Below are 547 nucleotides of genomic sequence, written 5' to 3' on the forward strand. Positions count from 1 at the left end.
GAGAAAGGCAACAGTAAAATTAAGTTTCTTTCCAATGGAGAGGTTTCTGCAAGCTCAAGTGAAGCGGTCAATGGTTCTCAGCTTTTTGAGACGAATAAGACTGTTGCAACTTATTTAGGTGGTGGCGCTGAATATAAAGAAGGTCAATGGAGTACTCCAAGCTTCAAAGTTAAGATCGTCAAAGAAGATGGCAGTGCCGTTGAAGAGCAGAGCTATGATGATGTTGCGTCTGCCTTTGCTGGTGTTGGTGATTCATTCATGAATATTCATAAAGAGCTTCAGAATGAGATTAATAAAGTTGTAGGAGATAGTCTTGTTAAGCAGGATGATGCTACGAAGGTAATCAAGATAGGTGGTGAAAAAGAGGGTAGTGCAATCACAATTGCAAACATGAATGGTGATACACGTAGTCTCTCTGGCGTGAAAGCTGGAACACTTTCTGAAGGCTCGACGGAAGCCGTGAATGGTTCTCAGCTTTATTCCTTGCATCAGACGCTAGCGATGTATTTAGGAGGAGGAGCTAGCTATGAAGGTGGCGAATGGAGGG

General features: G+C 43.0%; 1 pseudogene. It reads left to right on the forward strand.

Annotated elements, in window-relative coordinates:
* Positions 1-547: pseudogene (locus ACFINX_RS10400) on the forward strand (hypothetical protein); the annotation flags it as partial.

Source organism: Bartonella sp. AP36NXGY, from assembly GCF_042195865.1.
In the GTDB taxonomy this organism is placed as follows: Bacteria; Pseudomonadota; Alphaproteobacteria; order Rhizobiales; family Rhizobiaceae; genus Bartonella.